The sequence below is a fragment of the Pseudomonas kribbensis genome (assembly GCF_003352185.1).
GTDB classification, from domain to species: domain Bacteria; phylum Pseudomonadota; class Gammaproteobacteria; order Pseudomonadales; family Pseudomonadaceae; genus Aquipseudomonas; species Aquipseudomonas kribbensis.
This window is the reverse complement of the sequence record NZ_CP029608.1, coordinates 2,536,269-2,556,931: the sequence shown is the minus strand read 5'-3', so window position 1 is coordinate 2,556,931 and position 20,663 is coordinate 2,536,269. Positions and strand designations below refer to the sequence as shown.

Here is a 20,663-nt window from a genome sequence, read left to right as displayed (position 1 = left end):
GGCCTGCAATGTCAGCGTCTTGACCCGGGCCAGCAGCGCCTCGACGCTAAGCCCGCCGGACGTGTCGATGCGCAGGGCCAGGGTATTGATGAACAAGCCGATCAGCCCTTCGACTTCCACGCGACCACGGTTGGCAACCGGCGAGCCGATCACAACGTCCGACTGGCCGGACAAGCGACTGAGCAACAGGGCCCAGGCGCTCACCATCGTCATGTACATCGTCACGCCATGGCGCTGGCTGAGTGCCTTGAGGCCGGCGCTCAGTGGCTCGTCCAACCGGAATTCGACGCTGCTGCCGGCGTAATCCTGCTGCGCCGGACGCGGACGGTCGGTTGGCAGCACCAGCAAGGTCGGGGCGCCGGCCAGGGTTTGCTGCCAGTAATCGCTCTGCTGCTGCAGCACTTCGCCGCTCAACCAGCGGCGTTGCCAGATCGCGTAGTCGGCGTATTGCAGCGCCAGTGGCGGCAGCGGATCGGCCTCGCCATGGCTGAACGCCTGATACAACGCCATCAGTTCACGGGTCAGTACGCCCATCGACCAGCCATCGGAAATGATGTGGTGCAGGGTCAACAGCAACACATGGTGATCGTCGGCCAGCCGGACCAGACATCCGCGAATCAACGGATCGTGTAGTAGATCGAACGGGGTCGAGGACTGTTCACGGATCAACGCCTGCATGGCGTCGTCGGCGTGTGGATGCTGACGCAGATCCTCGACCCGCAGCAGCACGCCGCTGTCGACCGGCGCAATCACTACCTGCACGTCATCATCGTGCGGGACAAAACGGCTGCGCAGAGTTTCGTGGCGGTCGATGATCCGCGCCAGTGACCGTTGCAGCGCCGCCTCGTCGAGATGACCGCGCAAGCGCAGGCCCAGCGGGATGTTGTAGGCGGTGTTGACCCCTTCCATCCGCGCCAGAAACCACAGTCGTTGCTGGGCAAACGACAGCGGCAGCGCGCCGTCCCGTGGCACCGGCAACATGGCCGGTTGTGAGCTGCGTCCGGCCTGGGCCAGCACTTCGGCGACCGCTGCCAGTTCGGCATTGGCAAATAAGTCGCTCAGGGCCAGTTCGACGCCCAGACGTTGGCGAACCTGGGACACCATGCGCATCGCCAGCAACGAGTGGCCACCCAGCTCGAAGAAGTGATCCCGGCGCCCGACCTGCCCGACCTGCAGCACTTCGCCCCAGATCCGTGCCAGCGCGATTTCCAGTTCGCCATGCGGCGCTTCGTAATGGCGGGTGAACAACGCAGCGCGATCCGGCGCCGGCAAGGCCTTGCGGTCGACCTTGCCGTTGGCGGTCAGCGGCAATGCGTCCAGTCGCACGAAGGCCGCTGGCACCATGTACTCGGGCAACTGCGCCAGCAGGCAAGCGCGCAGCTCGGCCACCGGTTGCGGTTCGACCTGAGCCTGTTCGGTGTAATAGGCGACGAGGCGCGGCTGGCCGGGTTCGTCTTCACGGGCCAGCAATACCGCTTCCTGAATGCCGGGGAGCTGGTTGAGACGGGTTTCAATCTCGCCCAGTTCGATGCGCACGCCGCGAATCTTCACCTGATCGTCATTGCGTCCCAAGTATTCGAGGGTGCCGTCGTCCTGCCAGCGCGCCAGGTCACCGGTGCGGTACATGCGCCCGCCGTTGAACGGATCGTCGAGAAAGCGCTCGGCCGTCAGGTCCGGACGATTCAGATAACCCCGGGCAACCCCGGCGCCACCGACATACAACTCCCCCGCCACACCGATGGGCACCGGACGTTGCTGCTCGTCCAGCAGATACACCGTGGCATTGCTTACCGGGCGACCGATGTGCAGCGTGTGCCCGGCTTCGACCTTGCCCGAGGTCGCCACCACCGTGGTTTCGGTCGGGCCGTAATTGTTGATCACATCGAAATGCCGGTGACGACTGAACTGCCGCAGACGATCCCCGCCGATCAGCAGTGTGCGCAAGGTCGGGTGTTCGAGGTTCTGACTGAAGGCGTATTCGGCCACCGGCGTGGGCAGGAAGCTCACATCCAGCGGTTGCGCGCGCCACCAGTCGAGCAAGGCGTCGATGTCTTCGTTGCCGTCACGGGTCGGGGCCAGGTGCAGCGTCGCGCCGGCACACAGGGCGGGCCAGACTTCCCAGGCCATGGCGTCGAAGCCGAAGCCGGCAAGGCTTGACGTGTGACGACCGGCGCACAGATCGAACGCGCCGCAATGCCAGTCGACGAGGTTGGACAGGGTGCGGTGTTCGACCATCACGCCCTTGGGCAGACCGGTCGAGCCCGAGGTGTAGATCACGTAGGCCAGATGCTTGGCGGTCAGGCCCGGCACCTGCGGATCAAGGGCCAGGCTCAGTGGCCAGGTGCGGCGGTCGAGGTCGATCACTGGTACATCGAGCGTTGGCAACCGGTCACGCAGATCGCTCTGGGTCAGCACCACGGCCGGGGCACTGTCGCTGAGCAGGTAGCTCAGGCGTTCGGGCGGGTGCGCCGGGTCAACCGGCACATAACCGGCCCCGGCCTTGAGAATCGCCAGCAGCCCCGCCAGCGTATCGAGCCCGCGGCGGGCGACGATGGCCACGCGATCATCAGTACGAACACCCAGGCTGATCAGATGATGGGCCAGGGCGTTGGCGTGCAGGTTCAGCTCGGCATAGGTCACTTGCTCACCGAGGAACACCGCCGCCACCGCTTCCGGCCGTTCGACGACTTGCGCTTCGAAACGCTGATGAATCGTCAACCCTTGCGGATAGTCGGCCCGGGTGGCGTTGAAGCCGCGCAGGATCTGCTCGCGCTCCGTGTCCGGGAGGATCGGCACCTGGCTGACCGGTGAATCCGGCGCCTGCTCCAGCGCGGACACCAGACCGTTCAGGGCGCCGAGCATGTAATCGCACACCCGGTGCGGATCGACTTCAGTGGTGGCGAGCAGGGTCAGGCTGAAGGCGTCGCCCAGGTCGTCGATACTCAGGGTCAGCGGATAATTGGTGCGCTCTTCCGAGTGCAGGGTGGTAATGCCTTCCCATGCCGACAGGGTTTGTGCGCTGGCCGAAGCGGCGCCATGGCTGTGACGGTAATTGAGCAAGGCGCTGAACAGCGGTGTTGGCGCGGCCACGCTGCTGCAGCGCTGGGCCAGCGCCAGCGGCGCGTGTTCATGGCGCATCAAGGTGGTCAGGCGTGCGTGGGTCGCCTGCACGGCGCTGCGCACGCTCTGAGCATCGACGTCCACCCGCACCGGCAAGGTGTTGATGAAAATACCCAGCGCCCGGTCGGTGGCTTCGGCGCCTTGCAGACGGCCCATCAACACCGTGCCGAACACCACGCGTTGCTTGCCGGCAAGCGTGGCCAGCACCTGCGCCCAAGCCAGGTGGAACAGACTGGCCGCACTCACCCCGAGCTGCCGCGCCTGCCCCCGCAGGCGTTGGCCCAAGGCCGGCTCGACCGGCACGCTCAGTTCGGTTATGCCGTGCCCGTCGCCCTGCACATCCTGCAGGCCGAACGGCAAGGTCGGCTCGTCGATGTCGCCGAGCATGTCGCGGAAAAATGCTTCGTGCTCCTGTTCGGAGACACCCAGCCGTGCCTGCGCCACGTAATCCCGAAACGCGACCGGCCGCCCCAGCAGATGACCCAGCCCCGTGAGGAACGCACGCATCTCGTGACGCACCACGTCGAGCGCCGAGTGATCCAGCGCCATGTGATGGAACAGCAGCGTCGCGACCACCCGTTGCCCGGCTTCGTCCCAGGCATGGGCCAGACGCATCATCGGCGCCCGGCTTACATCCATGCGGAATTCCCGGGCATCGAAACGTTCGTGCAGATACGCCAGCGCATCGCCTTGGGCATCGATCTCTTCCACCGGCAATTCGGCCTCACGCCAGACCACTTGCTGCGGCGTATCAAGCCCCTCCCAGACCACCGCTGTACGGAGGATGTCGTGGCGATCGATGACGGCCTGCAAAGCCTGAACGAAGGCGTTCAACCGCCCGCGACCGGCAAAGGCGAAATGCGCCTGCATCACATACGGATCGCCCTGGGTAGCGCTGACGTGGTGGTAAAGAATGCCTTCCTGCAACGGCGCCAGCGGGTAGATGTCCTGCACGTTGGCCGCGCCGCCCGGCACATCGTCGACCAGACGGTCGATGGTCGCCTGATCGAGTTCGGCCAGGGTCAGCATCGCCGGTGTGATGCGCGTGGTGCCGGGTGCAATGCCATTGGCCGGCACGTCGACCTGACCGCTCTTGGACGCTGAATATTGCCCGGCCTTGATCAGCTCGATCAGCGCCGGTTTGTGCTCGCGCAACAGCGCCAGCACCGCCGGATCGCTCAGCGCCTGTTTGTTGCCCTGTACGCGCAACTGGTCGTCGGTGACCGCCAACTGGATGTCTTTCGCTTTAAGTGTTGCCAACAGTTCGATCACGTTCACAGGACGATCTCCATTCTTTCCGTAATTGCGGCGTATCCGGCCAGGGTCGGTTGTTCGAACAACGACCTGACCTCGGCTTCCATGCCTTCCTGACGTAACCGGCCGATCAGACTGACCGCCAGCAATGAGTGCCCGCCCAGTTCAAAAAAGTTGTCGTGGCGCCCTACCCGTTCCACGTTGAGCAGTTCGGCCCAGAGTCCGGCCAGCAGGATTTCCACCTCGCCGACCGGCGCTTCGTACTCGCGAGTGATGACCGAGGCCTGATCCGGCACCGGCAAGGCCTTGCGGTCGAGCTTGCCGTTGGGGCTCAGCGGCAATGCATCGAGGTGCACGAACACCGCCGGCACCATGTAATCCGGCAGGTGCTCCAGCAGGTGACCGCGCAGCACATCAATTTCCAGCCGGGCGCCGGTGTAATAAGCGACCAGGCGTTTGTCCCCCGGCACGTCTTCGCGAGCCAGCACCGCCGCTTCCTGCACGCCGCCGATGTCGGTCAGGCGGGACTGGATTTCACCCAGTTCGATGCGCAGGCCACGGATTTTGACCTGATCGTCGTTGCGGCCGAGGTATTCGATGTTGCCGTCGGCCAGATAGCGAGCGATGTCACCGGTGCGGTACAGGCGGCCGTTGGGCTGGAACGGGTCGTTGAGGAACCGCTCGGCGCTCAATTCAGGACGGTTCAGATAACCGCGCGCCACTTGCACACCACCGATGTACAGCTCGCCGACCACGCCTTGCGGCACCGGTTGTTGCTGGGCATCGAGGATGTACATGCGGGTGTTGGCGATCGGTTTGCCGATTGGCGTGTTGTCCGGGGTTTGCTCCAGCGGACCAGAGCAATCCCAGGCCGTAACGTCCACCGCCGCTTCGGTCGGGCCGTAGAGGTTGTGCAAACCACTGTTCGGCAATTGCTGCTTGAAGCGCCGCACCAGACTGCCCGGCAGCGCTTCGCCGCTGCACATCACCTGACGCAAGCCATGACAACGTGCTGTTTCGCCATGGGCGAGGAACACGTCGAGCATCGACGGCACGAAGTGCAGCGTGGTGATGCGTTCGCGTTCGATCACTTCGCTCAGGTACAGCGGATCCTTGTGACCGCCGGGACGGGCCATCACCAACCGGGCGCCGGTCATCAGAGGCCAGAAGAATTCCCACACCGACACGTCGAAGCTGAACGGGGTTTTCTGCAGCACTGAATCTTCAGCCGTCAGACGATAAGCGTCCTGCATCCACAGCAAGCGGTTAACCACACCTGAATGCTCGTTGATCACGCCTTTCGGCTGCCCGGTGGAGCCCGAGGTGTAGATCACATACGCCGTGTGTTGCGGGGTCAGTCCATCGACCGACGGGTTATCGGCCGACAACGATTGCCAGGTGTCGTGATCCAGATCGACCACTGGCACCGCGACCTCACCCAACAACCCGCGAGTCGAACCTTGCACCAACACCGCCGACGGCACACTGTCCTCCAGCATGTAGGCCAGCCGTTCCAGCGGATACGCCGGATCCAGCGGCACATAACCGCCGCCGGCCTTCAGAATCGCCAGCAGCCCGACCACCATCTCCAGCCCACGCTCGACGCAGATCGCTACCCGCGCATCGGGGCCAACGCCCAGCGCGCGCAAGTGATGGGCCAAGCGATTGGCCCGAGCATTCAGCTCGGCATAACTCAGTTGCTGCTCGCCGGAAAGCACCGCCACAGCCTGCGGTGACCGCAAGACCTGTGCCTCGAACAAGCCGTGGATGCTCTGCTGAAGGTCATAACCGACATCGGTCGCGTTGAAGTCGAACAGCAGCCGCTGCCGCTCCGCCCCCTCAAGAACCGGCAAACGATTCATCGCCTGCGTCGGTGCCTGCTCCAGCGCCTCCACCAACGCCAACAACGCCGTCTGCATGTAGCCGCAAATCCGCTGCGCGCCGATGTCCGCCGGCACCATGGCGATCAGCGAGAAGCCGTTGCCCAGGTCATCGACGTTCAGGCTCATCGGGTAGTTGGTGCGCTCTTCGCTGCTCAGGGTCTCGATGCCCTGCCAGGCCTGAACCACGCTGTCCGCATGCTCTGCACCGTGGCTGTGCCGATAGTTGAGCATCGCGCTGAACAACGGCGACGGCGCCGCGATCCCGCTGCAACGCTGGGCCAGTGCCAGCGAAGCGTGTTCGTGGCCCAGCAACGCAGTGAGACGCTGATGCGTCGCCTTGACCGCCTCGCGCACCGGGGTATCACCCAGATCGACCCGCAACGGCAAGGTATTGATGAACATGCCCAGTGCGCGGTCGGCGCCCTGGCCGCCTTGCATCCGGCCCATCAGCACGGTGCCGAACACCACGTTGTCCTGCCCGGAGGTCGCCGCCAATACCTGGGCCCAGGCGAGGTGGAACAGGCTGGCCACGCTGATGCCCATCTGCCGCGCCTGACTGCGCAGGCGCAGGTTCAGGCCGCTGTCGAGGACCTGCTGCACTTCCTCGATGCCGCGTCCGTCGCCGCGCACATCGCGCAGACTGAACGGCAGGGTCGGCTCGTCGATATCGTCGAGCATGTCGCGGAAAAACGCTTCGTGCTCCTGTTCGGAGACACCCAGACGCGCCTGTGCCACGTAATTGCGATACGGCACCGCCGCCGGCAACGGCTCATCGGCCCCGCGCAGGTACGCCTGCATTTCGTGGCGCACCACTTCCAGCGCGGTGTGGTCGAGCACAATGTGATGGAACAGCAGCATCGCCACCACCCGGCCACGGGCCGCATCCCGGGCATACACCAGACGCAGCAACGGTGCCTGAGTGATGTCGAGGCGGTAATGCCGGGCATCGAAGCGGGCGTGCAGTTGTTCAAGAATGTCGCCGGCCGAAGGATCAAGCATGACCTCCTGCACCACCAAGTCAGCCTTTCTCCACACAACTTGCACCGGCACGCTCAAGCCTTCCCACACCACACCCGTGCGCAGCACGTCATGGCGGTCGATGACCTGTTGCAATGCCGCGCTGAAACGCTGCACACGCTCAAGACTGTCGAACGCGATACGCGATTGCAGCAGGTACGGATCGCCTTCGCCCGCACTCAAGTGATGGTAAAGAATGCCTTCCTGCAACGGCGCCAGCGGATAGATGTCCTGCACATTGGCCGCGCCGCCCGGCACGCTGGACACCACGCGGTCGATGGCGGCCTGATCCAGCGAAACCAGCGTCAGCATCTGCGGAGTGATGCGGGTGCAATCGGCGGCGATGCGATTGGCCGGCACTTCGATTTCACGACCGCTGCCTACGGCCGCAGCCAGCGCGGCCAGGGTCGGTTGACTGAACAGCACGCGCACATCGGTGCTCAGGCCGATCTGGCGCATGCGTTCGATCAGGCTCACCGCCAGCAGCGAGTGCCCGCCCAGTTCGAAGAAGTGATCATGGCGCCCGACCCGCTCGACGTTCAGCACCTCGCCCCACAGTCGGGCCAGGGCGATTTCGGTCTCGCCGAGCGGAGCCTCGTACTCGCGCACCAGCACCGACTCGGCACCGGGAGCCGGCAGCGCCTTGCGCTCCACCTTGCCGTTGGGGCTCAGTGGCAGGCTGTCGAGCGCGACGAATGCCGACGGCACCATGTAGTCCGGCAGGCGTGCAAGCAAGTGTTCGCGCAACGCCTCGATCCCCGGTTGCCCGGCCTCGGCGTGCCAGGTGAAGTACGCCACCAGACGCTCTTCACGCACCAGCACCACGGCTTCACGCAGCGCTGGATGGCTGAGCAGTTGCGCTTCGATTTCACCCGGTTCAAGGCGCAGGCCACGCAGCTTGACCTGGAAGTCGTTGCGCCCGATGAATTCGAGCTGGCCATCGGCACGGTAGCGCACCAGGTCGCCCGTGGCATACAACCGGTCGCCGGCCACGAACGGGCTCGGGATAAACCGTTCAGCCATCAACTGCGGCAGGCCCAGATAGCCCCGCGCGACCCCGGCACCACCAATGAACAACTGACCGATGACGCCCATCGGCAACGGCCGCTCGGCGGCATCCAGTACATACAAACGGGTATTGTTGATCGGCCGCCCGATCGGCAAGGCGTTGTCCGGCACCGGCATCGACGGTTCCAGCGTCCACACCGTGCTGTCGACCGTGGCTTCGGTCGGGCCGTAAACGTTGTGCAAGCGCACCTGCGGCAGGCGCTCGCGCACAAGGCGAGCAAGCGCCGGTGTCAGGTCGCCGCCGCCACAGTACACATCGGTAAGACTGCTGCACTGGCTGACGTCGTCCTGCTCAAGGAACTGTTGCAGCAACACCGGCACAAACTGGATCACGCTGATCCGCTGCTCACGAATCACCTGCGCCAGATACGCCGGCTCGCGGTGCCCGTCAGGACGCGCCAGCACCAGCCGCAGCCCGGCGCTCAGCGGCCAGAACAGCTCCCAGACCGAGGCATCGAAACTGAACGGGGTTTTCTGCAACAGCGCGCCGTCCGTCGCGACAGGACACAGCTGCGAACTCCAGTGCAGCAGATTGCCGACGCCGCGATGCTCGACCATCACGCCTTTCGGCGCCCCGGTCGAACCGGAGGTGTAGATCACGTAGGCCAGGTTCGAAGCGTTGAGGCCCGGTACTTGCGGATTGTCCTGCGGGTTGAATGTCCAGTGGTCCTGATCCAGATCGATCACCAGCGCGGTGCTTTCGTCGAGCAATGCCCGAGTCGCCCCATGTACCAGCACCGCCACCGGAGCGCTGTCCTTGAGCATGTAATCCAGACGCTCCGCCGGGTACGCCGGGTCCAGCGGCACATAGGCTCCGCCCGCCTTGAGGATGCCGAGCAGGCCGACCATCAGTTCCAGCCCACGCTCGACGCAGATCGCCACCCGAGAATCCGGCCCCACACCCAGTTCGCGCAGGTGATGGGCCAGACGGTTGGCCTGAGCGTTGAGTTCGGCGTAGGTCAGTTGCCGTTCACCGGCCTGCAACGCAACGGCTTGCGGCGTACGTTGGACTTGCGCTTCGAACAACCCGTGAACGGTTTGCTCCAGATTGTCTGCGGTGCCGGTGTCGTTAAGGTCGTACAGCACCTGCTGACGCTCTGCACCGTCGAGGATCGGCAAGCGGTTCAGCGGCTGATCCGGTGCCTGTTCCAGGGCATCCGCCAGCTTCTCCAGCGCGGTCTGCATGTAGTCGCAGATGCGCTGCGAACCGATGTTCGCCGGGGTCATGGCAGTGAGCACAAAACCGTTGCCCAAATCATCGACGCCCAGGCTCAGCGGATAGTTGGTGCGTTCTTCACTGCTCAGGGTCTCGATGCCTTGCCAGGCCTGACGCAGGTTTTGCTGCTGCGCCTCGTCGGCGCTGTGCCGGTAGTTGAGCATTGAACTGAACAGCGGCGACGGCGCGGCCACGCCGCTGCAACGCTGGGCCAGCGCCAGCGAAGCGTGCTCATGACCGAGCAATCCGCTCAGGCGTGCATGCGTCGCCCGAGCCCCTTCGCGTACCGAAGTTGTCCCCAGATCGACCCGCAGCGGCAAGGTGTTGATGAACATCCCCAACGCCCGGTCGGCCCCCTCGCCGCCCTGCATCCGGCCCATCAGCACCGTGCCGAATACCACACGATCCTGCCCGGATGTCGCCGCCAGCACCTGCGCCCACGCAAGGTGGAACAGGCTGGCCACACTGATGCCCAGTTGCCGGGCCAGACTGCGCAGACGCTGACCGGTTGCAGCCGTCAGGGCCTGTTGCGTTTCCTCGATGTCGCGACCGTCGCCTTGCACATCCTGCAAGCCGAACGGCAAGGTCGGCTCGTCGATGTCGCCGAGCATGTCGCGGAAGAACGTTTCGTGCTCCTGCTCGCTGACACCCAGCCGCGCCTGCGCCACGTAGTTGCGGTAAGGCACCGCCGCGCCCAGCGCGGCTTCGCGCCCTTGCAGGCAGGCGAGCATTTCGTGCTGCACCACGTCCAGCGCGGTGTGATCCATCACGACATGGTGGAACAGCAACATCGCGACCACCCGATCGTGGGCCGGGTCACGGGCATACACCAGTCGCAGCAACGGTGCCTGACTGATGTCGAGGCGGTAGTGACGGGCATCGAAACGCCCGTGCAACTGCTCGAGGATGTCGCCCTGTGCAGGGTCGAGCACGATTTCCTGCACCGCCAGTCCGGCGTGACGCCACACCACCTGCACCGGCGCGGCCAGTTCCTGCCAGATCACCGCCGTGCGCAGGATGTCGTGGCGGGCAATGACCTGACGCAGCGCCGCCGCGAATGCTTCCACACGTTCGACGCTGTCGAAGGCCAGCCGCGACTGCAGCAGGTACGGGTCGCCCAGTTCGGCGCTCAAGTGGTGATAAAGGATGCCTTCCTGCAACGGCGCCAGCGGATAAATGTCCTGCACGTTCACGGCGCCGCCGGGCACCGTGGCAACGATGCGGTCGATGCTCGGCTGATCCAGTTCGGCCAGGCTCAGCAGGTCCGGGGTGATATGGGTGCAATCAGCAGGAATGCGGTTGGCCGGCACTTCGATCTCACGACCGCGGCCTACCGCAGCGGCCAGTGCAGCCAGCGTTGGCTGGCTGAACAGCACGCGCACGTCGGTGTTCAGGCCGATCTGGCGCAGACGTTCGATCAGGCTCACGGCCAGCAGCGAATGACCGCCCAGTTCGAAGAAGTTGTCGTGACGACCGACCTTTTCCAGCTTCAGGACATCGGCCCAGATCTGCGCCAGTGCGGTTTCCACCGGGCCCTGCGGGGCTTCGTATTCGCGGCTGAGCCAGGCGTTCTGATCCGGTTCCGGCAAGGCCTTGCGGTCGAGTTTGCCGTTGGCGGTCAGCGGCAACGTGTCGAGTCGCACATACGCCGCCGGGATCAAGGCTTGCGGCAGAAGCCCTTGCAGATGATTGCGCAGGGTTTCGATAGTGGCCGGTGCCCGTTCGGTGAACCACACCAGCAACTGCCCGTCGCGCACCAGCGCCACGGCGTCCTGTACCGTCGGATGGCTGGCCAGCGCGGCTTCGATTTCCCCCAGTTCGACCCGCACGCCGCGCAGTTTCACCTGATCGTCGTTGCGGCCCAGGTATTCGATATTGCCGTCCGCGAGCCAGCGTGCGAGGTCGCCGGTGCGGTACATCCGCGCCTGCGGCTGGTCGCTGAACGGGTCGGCGAGGAAGCGTTCGGCGGTCATTTCCGGACGATTCAGGTAACCCCGCGCCACACCCGCGCCAGCGACGTACAACTCTCCCGCCACACCCACCGGCACCGGACGTTGCTGGTCATCCAGCAGATAGATGCGGGCGTTGGCCATCGGCCGGCCGATGTGCAGCGGCTGACCGACTTCGACCGGCCCGGAGGTCGCGACCACCGTGGCTTCGGTCGGGCCATAGTTGTTGATCACCGCAAAGTGCTGCGCACGGTTGAACTGACGCAGTTTGTCGCCACCAATCAACAAGGTGCGCAGGGTCGGGTGTTGCAACTCGCGACTGAAGGCGTATTCGGCCACCGGCGTCGGCAGGAAGCTCACCTGCAACGGCTGCGCCCGCCACCAGTCGAGCAAGTCGTCCAGGTGTTCATTGCTTACCGATTCCGGCGGCAGGTGCAGGGTCGCGCCGACGCACAGTGCCGGCCAGACTTCCCAGGCCATCGCATCGAAACCGAAACCGGCCACGCTGGCGGTGTGGCTGCCGGCGTGCAGATCAAAGGCTTCGGCGTGCCAGTGCACGAGGTTTTCCAGGGTCGCATGTTCGACCATCACGCCTTTCGGCTGGCCGGTGGAGCCCGAGGTGTAGATCACGTACGCAAGATTTGCCGGGGTCAGGTACGGCAGCTGCGGGTTGCTGTCGGGCAGGTGCTGCCAGGTGTCGCTGTCCAGATCAATCACCGGCATCATGCCCGGCAGATCCCGGGTCGAGGCCTGGACCAGCACGGCCACCGGATCGCTGTCCTGCAACAGGTAGGCAATGCGCTCCGCCGGGTGCGCCGGATCCACCGGCACATAACCGGCGCCGGCCTTGAGAATCGCCAGCAACCCCACCAGCATCTGCGGGCCGCGACGCACGCAAATGGCGACGCGGTCGTCCTGTTGTACGCCGAGGCCGATCAAGTGATGGGCCAGTTGGTTGGCGCGCTGATTGAGCTGACCATAAGTCAGCTGTTGAGCGCCCTGAATCACGGCGAGGGCATTCGGGTTGTGCCGGGCCTGCGCCTCGACCAGTGCGTGAATCGTCGCGCCACGGGGATAGGCCGTGACCGGGGGATTGAAGCCCTCGACCAGACGTTCCAGTTCCGCAGTCGAAAGGATCGGCAAGCGGTTCAACGGTTTTTGCGGCGTCTGTTCCAGCGCCTGCACCAGTTGCTCCAGCGCGGTGTGCATGTAACTGCAAATCCGTTGCGCACCGATCTGGCTGACGGCGAGAACCGACAAGGCAAACCCTTCACCCAGATCGTCCACGCTCAGAGTCAGCGGGTAGTTGGTGCGCTCTTCACCACCGAGCTTCTGCACACCCTCCCAGATACCCTGGCCGTTCTGCGACGGCTGCGCGGGGGCACTGTGACGGTAGTTGAACAAGGCACTGAACAGCGGCGACGACGCGGCGACACCGCTGCAACGCTGGGCCAGCGCCAGTGAGGCATGTTCATGCCCGAGCAATGCGGTCAGTCGTGCGTGAGTCGCCTTGACCCCGTCCCGCGCGCCGGCACCGACATCGATGCGCAGCGGCAAGGTGTTGATGAACACCCCCAGCGCCCGGTCGGCGCCATCGCCACCCTGCATCCGCCCCATCATCACGGTGCCGAACACCACATCGCGGCGGTTCGACAGCACGCCCAGCACTTGCGCCCAGGCCAGGTGCATCAGGCTGGCGGCACTCACGCCCAGTTGCCGCGCCTGTTCACGCAGACGCACATTGAGTTCAGTGGCCACCGGTTGCAGCGCTTCCTCGATGCCGTGACCGTCGCCCTGCACGTCCCGCAGACCGAGCGGCAGGGTCGGCTCGTCGATGTCGCCGAGCATCTCGCGGAAAAACGCTTCATGTTCCTGCTCGCTGAGCCCCAGGCGCGCCTGTGCCACGTAGTTGCGATAGGGAATCGGCGCCGACAGGCTATCGACCTCACCGAACATCACACCGCGCATTTCATCGATGATCACTTCCAGCGCGGTGTGATCGAGGATCAGGTGATGGGACAGCAGGATCGCCACCACGCGCTGCTGTTTCGGATCTTCGGCATACACCATGCGCAGCAGCGGCCCCTGGCTGATGTCGAGGCGGTAGTGACGGGCGTCGAAGCGCTCGTGCAATTGTTCAAGGATGTCGCCGTTTGCTGAATCCAGGGCGACGTGCTGAACCACCAGTTCGGCGTGGCGCCACACCACTTGATGAGGCGTCGCCATGCCTTCGTGGACAACGCTGGTGCGCAGGATGTCGTGGCGAGCGATGACCTGTTGCAAGGTGTCGGTGAAGGTGCGCAGACGCTCGACACTGTCGAAGGCCAGCCGTGATTGCAGCAGGTACGGATCGCCCTGCTCCGCGCTCAAGTGGTGATAAAGGATGCCTTCCTGCAACGGCGCCAGCGGATAGATGTCCTGTACGTTGGCGGCGCCGCCCGGCACCGTGGCGACGATCCGGTCGATGCCGGCTTGGTCCAGTTCGGTCAGGCTCAACAGGTCCGGGGTGATGCGCGTGCAATCAGCAGGAATGCGGTTGGCCGGCACTTCGATTTCGCGACCGCTACCCACCGCTGCCGCCAGCGCGGCCAGGGTTGGCTGGCTGAACAATACACGCACGTCGGTGCTCAGATTGATCCGGCGCAGGCGCTCGATCAGGCTCACCGCCAGCAACGAGTGCCCGCCCAGCTCGAAGAAGTTGTCGTGGCGACCGACCTTTTCCAGCTTCAGGACATCGGCCCAGATCTGCGCCAGCGCGGTTTCCACCGGGCCTTGCGGGGCTTCGTATGCCTGGCTGAGCCAGGCGCCCGGATCCGGCATTGGCAAGGCTTTGCGGTCGACCTTGCCGTTGTTGTTCAGCGGCAACGCATCGAGTTGCACCCAGGCCGAGGGCACCATGTATTCCGGCAGGCGCGACTGCAATTGTTCGCGCAGGCTGGCGCTGTCCACGCCCTCTTCGGCGGTGAAATACGCCACCAGGCGCAGCGGTTCCTGGCCGTCCCGACGGGCCAGCACGATGGCTTCCTTGACCCCTTCGCAGTTCAGCAGGCGGTTTTCGATTTCTCCCAGTTCGATGCGGAAACCACGGATTTTCACCTGATCGTCGTTGCGACCGATGCATTCCAGTTGCCCCGGTGCCAACCAGCGCGCGAGGTCGCCGGTGCGGTACAGCAGCGCCCCCGGCTGATCGCCGAACGGGTCTTGCAGGAATTTCTCGGCGGTCAGGTCCGGGCGATTCAAATAGCCCAGCGCCACGCCCTGGCCGCCGATGTACAGCTCGCCGGTTACACCCATCGGCACCGGTTGCTGACGGGCGTCGAGCACATAGACCTGGGTGTTGGAGATCGGGCCGCCAATCGGCACGCTGTCGGCATCGTCCGCCACTTCGCGCACTTCAAACGTCGTGGCGTAAGTCGTGGTTTCGGTCGGGCCGTAGCAGTGGACGATGCGCAGATCCGGCGCCTCGGCCAGCAAGCGGCGGAACGCGGCCGGGTCGGCGCGTTCACCACCGCACAGCACCATGCGCAAGCCTTTGAGGGCTTCGGGAATCAACTGCACGTACTGGTTGAACAGCGCGGTGGTGACGAACAGGATCGTGACACCCGAAGCCGCCAATACCTGCCCGAACACGTTTGGATCAAGCAAGGTGTCATGATCGATCACAACCACGCGCCCGCCGTTGAGCAGCGGCCCCCAGACATCCATGGTGCTGGCGTCGAACGCCGGGTTGGAGGCAAACGCCACGCGATCCTGCGCATTGAAATCAGCGTAACCGTTGTTGATCACCAGCCGCCCGATGGCCCGGTGCGGCACCATTACCCCTTTCGGCGTACCGGTGGAGCCGGAGGTGTACATGATGTAGGCCACGGATTCCGAGGATTGCGGCAGGTCCGGATTGTGCGTCGGTTGCGCGTCGAGTTTCAGCGCATCGAGGTCGATCCGACGCACGCTGTAGCCGACTGACTCCGTGCTCAAGGTCAACAGCGCTTTCGCCCCGCAGTCCTCGACCATGAACGCCTGACGCTCGGCCGGCGCATTGATATCCAGCGGCACATAAGCCGCCGCGCATTTGCCGATGGCCAGTTGCGCGACCAGCAGATCCAGCGAACGCGGCAACAGGATCGCCACATGGTCGCCCGGTTGCACGCCCTGTCCGATCAAGTAATGGGCCAGGCGATTGGTCCGTTGATTCAGTTCTTCATAGGTCAACGCGGTGTCGCCATGCACCGCCGCCACGGCTTGCGGATGCCGTTTCACTTGCTGTTCAAACAGACTGTGAACCGTTGAACCTGACGGGTACTCCCGCTGAGTCGCATTGAACCCGACCAGCAATTCCCGCCGTTCCTCCGGCGGCAAAATCGACAACTGATCGACACCCCGTTGCGGCGTCTGCTCCAGCGCCTGCACCAGACTTTCGAAGGCAACATTGATGTACTCGCAGACCCGCGCCCCATCGATGCCCGGCACCGCCTGCACACTCAGACGCAAACCTTCGCCAAGGTCATCGACGCTGACCACCAGCGGATAGTTGCTGCGCTCGCGGGAGCTGAGCAGTTCAATGCCATCGAGGGTCAGCCCCGCAGCCTGCGGTGCGCTGTGGCGATAGTTGAGCAACGTGCCGAACAGCGGCAACGAGCCGGAAACCCCGCTGCAACGCTGGGCCAGCGCCAGTGACGCCTGTTCATGGGCGAGCAATTGCGCCAGCCGTTCATGGGTGGCGAGCACGCTGTCGCGCACCGCCGTGGCGGTCACGCTGACGCGCAGCGGCAAGGTGTTGATGAACAGGCCCAAGGCCCGGTCGGCGCCCTCGCCGCCCTGCATCCGGCCCAGCAGTACGGTGCCGAACACCACTTCGTCCCGGCCGCTGATCTGCGCCAGGACCTGCGCCCAGGCCTGGTGCGCCAGACTCGCCACGCTGATGCCGAGCCGGCGTGCCTGCTCGCGCAGACGCAAGGCCAGCGCGGTGTCCAGCGTGAGTTGGCTGTCGAGCACCGCGCTGCCGTCGCCGTGCACGTCCTGCACACCGAACGCCAGGGTCGGCTCGTCGATGTCGCCGAGCATGTCGCGAAAAAATCCTTCGTGCGCCTCGGCATCCACGCCAAGCCGTGCCTGCGCGACGTAGTTGCGGTACTGCACCGGGGTCGCCAGTTCGGCGGCGTGACCGTGCAGCACGCTGTTCATCTCGCTCACCAGCACTTCCAGCGCGGTGTGGTCGAGCATCAGGTGGTGCATCAGAAGGATGCCGACCCAGCGCTTTTGCTGCGGATCCTCGGTGTAGGCGAAGCGCATCATCGGTGCGCGGCCCAGGTTCAGACGGTAGTGACGCGGGTCGAAACGCGCCTGCATCTGTTGCAGCACGTCGCCATTCAGTTCTTCGTCATCCACCCGCTCAAGCGCCAATGGCGCCGCACGCCAGACCACTTGCACCGGCTCTTCGAGGCCTTCCCAGACCACGCTGGAACGCAGGATGTCGTGCCGAGCGATCACCACGTTGACGGCGCGCACAAAGGCCTTGATCGACTTGATCCCGTCAAACACGAATTGCGCCTGCAACACGTATGGATCACCGGCAGTCGCCGCCATGTGGTGATACAGAATCCCCGCCTGCAACGGTGCCAGGGCGTAGATGTCCTGCACATTGGCGACGCCACCGGGGACACTTTCCACGATCCGGTCGATGCCGGCCTGATCGAGTGAGGCCAGAGGCAGCATGTCGGGCGTGATGTGTTGGCAGTCAGGGGCGATGCGATTGACCGGTACTTGAACGCCGGACGACGCGCCCAGAGTTGCCGCCAGTCCTGCCACGGTTGGCCGACCGAACAGAACCCGGACATCGCAGCTCAATTCCTGCTGGCGCATGCGCTCCACCAGTTTCACCGCCAGCAAGGAATGGCCGCCCAGCTCGAAGAAATTGTCGTGTCGCCCGACCTGCTCGACATTCAGCAGGGTCTGCCAGATCTCGGCGATTCGGCATTCCACCTCGCCGACCGGCGCCTCGTACCCACGCAGCAATTGGCCGCTCTGATCCGGCGCCGGCAAGGCCTTGCGGTCGAGTTTGCCGTTGGGGCTCAGGGGCATGGCGTCGAGATGGACGAACGCCGTCGGCACCATGTAATCCGGCAACTGCTCCAGCAGATGGCTGCGCAGTTCACCGATGTCCAGCGGTCCACCGGTGTAGTACGCCACCAGCCGTGAATCGCCGGCCACGTCTTCGCGCACCAACACTTCGGCGGCGAGCACGGTGTCGAGTTGCATCAGCCGCGCCTGAATTTCCCCGAGTTCGATACGCAAGCCGCGAATCTTCACCTGATCGTCGTTGCGACCGAGGTATTCGAGGTTGCCGTCGGCCCGATAGCGGCACAGGTCACCGGTGCGGTACAGCCGCGCATTGGGCTGGTCGCTGAACGGATCATCGAGGAAACGCTCGGCGGTGAGCGACGCAAGATTCAGGTATCCACGCGCCACCTGCAGGCCACCGATGTACAGCTCGCCGGCCACGCCCAGCGGCAGCGGTTGCAGTTGGTCGTCGAGAATGTACAAGCGGGTGTTGCTGACGGGGCGGCCGATGGGCAACTGCGCCTCTGGCACCGGCATCGACGGTTCCAGCGTCCATATCGTGCTGTCGACCGTGGTTTCGGTCGGGCCGTAGACGTTATGCAAACGCACCTGCGGCAGACGCTCGCGGACTTGACGGGCCAACGCCGGCGTCAGCTCGCCGCCGCCACAGAACACATCCGTGAGGCTGGTGCACTGGCTGACGTCTGCCACGTCGAGGAACTGTTGCAACAGCGCCGGCACGAACTGGATCACGCTGATGCGCTGCTCGCGCACCACTTGCGTCAAGTACGCCGGTTCGAAGTGCGCGTCGGGGCGCGCCAGCACCAGGCGCAGGCCTGCCGTCAGCGGCCAGAACAGCTCCCAGACCGAGGCGTCGAAACTGTAAGGGGTTTTCTGCAACAGGGCGCCGTCCGCCACGGGCGGGCAAACCTGCGAGCTCCAATGAAGCAGATTGCCCAGACCACGATGCTCGACCATCACCCCTTTCGGCGTGCCGGTAGAACCCGAGGTGTAGATCACGTAGGCCAGGTTCGAAGCGTTGAGGCCCGGCACCTGAGGATTGTGATCGGGGTAGTCCTGCCAGTGATCCTGATCGAAATCGAGCAGCGGCACGCCACCCGCCTCGAACAGCGCCCGGGTCGCGCCGTGCGCCAGCAGCGCCACCGGGGCGCTGTCTTTGAGCATGTAGTTCAGGCGTTCCGCCGGGTACGCCGGGTCCAGCGGTACATAGGCGCCGCCGGCCTTGAGAATGCCCAGCAGGCCGATCACCAGTTCAGACCCGCGTTCGACGCAGATCGCCACCGGCGTATCCGGCCCGACACCCAGCTCACGCAACCGGTGAGCCAGGCGATTGGCCCGGGCATTGAGTTCAACATACGTCAGTGATTGCTCACCGGACTGCAAGGCGATGGCTTGCGGCGTGCGCTCGACCTGAGCCTCGAACAGGCCATGAACGGTCTGTTGCAGATCGAGCTCGACGTGACTTTCGTTGAAGCCCACCAGCAATTGCTGCCGCTCCAGCTCCGGCAAAACCGGCAACTGGTTGATCAGCGTCTGGGGCGATTGCTCCAGGGCATCGAGCAAGGCGTCGAGTGCGGTTTGCACATAGGCGCAGACCCGTTCGGCGCCGATGCCGCTCGGGGCGATGGCGGACAGCCGGAAACCACTGCCCAGGTCATCGACGCTCAGGGTCAGCGGATAGTTGGTCGGTTCCTTGCCACTCAGGACCTGGACGCCGGGGGCCAGGTCGATCACTGCGGCAACGTCACCGACAGCGCTGTGGCGATAGTTGAGCATGGCGCTGAACAACGGCGTCTGCGCATTCAACGCGCTGCACCGCTGGGCCAGTGCCAGCGAGGCCTGTTCATGGGCGAGCAAGGCGCTCAGCCGCCGGTGCGTAGCGAGCACGCCGTCGTGGACGCTTTGCGCGCCGACATCGACCCGCAGCGGCAAGGTGTTGATGAACATGCCCAGCGCCTGCTCGCCGCCATCGCTCGCCTCCATGCGCCCCAGCAACACGGTGCCGAACACCACCGAGGTGCGCCCGGACAACTGGCCCAACACCCGCGCCAGCGCCAGATGCATCAGGCTCGCCACGCTCACACCGAGTTGCCGCGCCTGCGTGCGCAGTCGCAGGTTCAGTGCGTCGCTGAGCGTCAGCTGCGCGTCTTCAAAATCCTGTCCGCCGCCGTGAACATCCTGCAACCCCCACGGCAACGTCGGCTCGTCGATATCGCCGAGCATCTCGCGGAAGAACGTTTCGTGGGCCTGCTCATCGAGCGCCATGCGCGCCCGCGCCAGATGATTGCGAAACGGTACCGCCGGCGCCACCCGTTCGGTCTGCCCTTGCAGCCAGGCCTGGATTTCCCGGCGCACCACGTCCAGCGCCACGTGGTCGATGATCATGTGATGGAACAGCAGCAGCGCGACGATCCGCCCCTGCGCCGGATCCCGCGCATAGACCAGGCGCAGCAGCGGCGCCTGTTGCAGATCAAGGCGCAAGTGACGGGCGTCGTAACGCGCCTGCAACTGGCTGAACACGTCCGTGGACGTGTCGAGCTGCACCTCTTCGCAGACCAGCGGCGCCTGGCGCCAGACCACTTGCACCGGTTCGTCCAGGCGCTCCCAGACAAACGAGGTGCGCAGAATATCGTGACGGTCGATCACCCATTGCAAGGCCTGGGCAAACGCATCGAGGCGCTCGTGACTGTCGAACGTGAATTGCGCCTGCTGCACATACAGATCGCCTTCGCCGGCGGCGAGGTGCAGATACAACATGCCCTCCTGCAACGGCGCCAGCGGATAGATGTCCTGCACATTCGCCACGCCACCCGGCACGGTGGCGACGATGCGGTCGATGGCCGGCTGATCCAGTTGCACCAGCGGCAGCATGTCCGGGGTGATGCGCAGCGCCGGGCTCGACCAGTCGCCGCCGTGGCTCGCCACCAGCTCCAGCAACTGCGCCTTGTGTTTGGCGAGGCTGTCCCAAAGCGCGTCGTCCAGCGCCTCGTCGTCGCCCAGAATGACCAGGTCTTCATCGTCCTGTTGAAGGCGGATCGCATGGGTGGAAATAACAGCCATCAGCTCGCGAAATTGCAT

2 protein-coding genes (1 of these 2 only partly in view) are annotated in these 20,663 nt (G+C 64.7%); both read right to left on the bottom strand.

The window, feature by feature from the left end; translation table 11 throughout:
- Nucleotides 1-4,398: the 5' portion of a non-ribosomal peptide synthetase gene (locus tag DLD99_RS11745; protein ID WP_114882307.1), read on the bottom strand. Its footprint begins 10,251 nt before the window's first position; only the first 4,398 of its 14,649 coding nucleotides appear in the window; its start codon is at nt 4,396-4,398; the stop codon falls past the left edge of the window.
- Nucleotides 4,395-20,663: a non-ribosomal peptide synthetase gene (locus tag DLD99_RS11740; RefSeq protein WP_114882306.1), complete on the bottom strand. Its 16,269-nt coding sequence runs from the start codon at nt 20,661-20,663 to the stop codon at nt 4,395-4,397. The genes DLD99_RS11745 and DLD99_RS11740 overlap by 4 nt, the downstream gene beginning before the upstream one ends.

Coding starts and splice junctions, on each gene's coding strand:
- DLD99_RS11740 (WP_114882306.1), bottom strand. CDS start 20,663: ATGCAATTTCGCGAGCTGATGGCTGTTATTTCCACCCATGCGATCCGC.